This is a genomic window from Vibrio sp. Vb0667 (assembly GCF_033391095.1).
Genome location: NZ_JAWPOL010000245.1, coordinates 1 through 1243 on the forward strand (window position 1 = coordinate 1; position 1243 = coordinate 1243).

A 1243-nucleotide genomic window follows, 5' to 3' on the forward strand; every position below is an offset into this window, starting at 1 on the left:
GTGGTATTGACCAATCAAACGCAGAGCAAGTTTGGCAATGTGGCGTGTCCAGTTTAGCGGTGGTTCGTGCGATTACCTTGTCCGAATCGCCGAAACAAGTGATTGAGTTTTTCGACCAACTGATGAGCACAACGAGCACCTCATTGGTAATGGAGGACTATCGTGCTTACTGATCAAGAATTCATTCGTTATCAGCGTCAAGTTTCGTTACCTGAAATCGGAGAATCGGGCCAAGCTCGTCTTGGTCAATCTCATGTGTTGCTCATCGGCTGTGGTGGGTTGGGTAGTGCAGCAAGTTTGTATCTCGCGGCTGCTGGCGTGGGTAAATTGGTTGTGATTGATGATGACCGTGTCGACAGCAGCAATTTGCAGCGCCAGGTTATCTATCGTGAAGGCGACATCGAACTGGCGAAAACCGAGGCGATGGCTCAGCAGCTTCGTGATCTCAATTCAATGATTCAGGTACGCACGATTACCAAGCGTCTCGACCAAGCTCAGTTACAACTCGAAGTCATGTTGGCGGATGTGGTGTTGGATTGCAGTGACAACCTGCCAACGAGGCAGCTGATCAATCAAGTTTGTTATGAGCAAAATACACCTCTGATATCGGCGGCAGCGATTGGTTGGCAAGGGCAGTTTGCTGTTTTTGACTACTCAGACACACCATCAAATTCAGGCTGCGATCGATGCTTGTATCCGTTTGATGAATTGCAGCAAACAATGAAGTGCAGCGAAACCGGCATTATCGGCCCTGTGGTGGGCACTCTGGGGAACTACCAAGCTCTCGCTGCTATTCAAAAGTTGGCGATAGATCGATTTCATGTTGAGTGTGGTCAGTTACACCTCTTTAATGGACTGCGGATGAACTGGCAGACCATGTCGATCACCAAAGACAAGCAATGTCAGGTTTGTGGTGACAATAATCTTGCACCAGTGAGCAGTTAAGAGATGACCGTCATGACAGTTTCAAATCAATTCGCATCAAATTCGTTTGTACGTTCATTTGCCAAAGGAGAGAGGTAGCGTGATAACTATCGCTATTAACGACCAAGCTCAGCAGGTCGAGTGTAAAGCCAGCCTACAGCAAATCATTACACAGTTTTCTCTGCCTGAAATGGGCTGTGTTTTTGCCATTAATAATCAAGTGGTGCCGCGTAGCGAATGGGCGAGTACGGTACTTTCTGAGGGAGATAGCATCTCTCTGTTTCAAGCCATCGCAGGGGGATAATGTCGATGCTGAAAA

General features: G+C 47.7%; 2 protein-coding genes and 1 pseudogene. All 3 read left to right on the forward strand.

From position 1 onward, the window contains the following. Positions 1 to 173 (forward strand): annotated as a pseudogene (gene thiE / locus R8269_RS24970) (thiamine phosphate synthase); the annotation flags it as partial. Next, the gene (gene thiF / locus R8269_RS24975) at positions 163 to 945 is read left to right on the forward strand and encodes a thiazole biosynthesis adenylyltransferase ThiF (RefSeq protein WP_318222877.1); all 783 of its coding nucleotides are present in this window, start codon (positions 163 to 165) and stop codon (positions 943 to 945) included. The pseudogene thiE and the gene thiF, both read left to right, overlap by 11 nt. 79 nt (positions 946 to 1024) lie before the next feature. Next, on the forward strand, positions 1025 to 1228 hold the full coding sequence (thiS, locus tag R8269_RS24980; protein WP_203478644.1) for a sulfur carrier protein ThiS: 204 nt from the start codon (positions 1025 to 1027) through the stop codon (positions 1226 to 1228). The last annotated feature ends 15 nt before the right edge of the window (positions 1229 to 1243 follow it).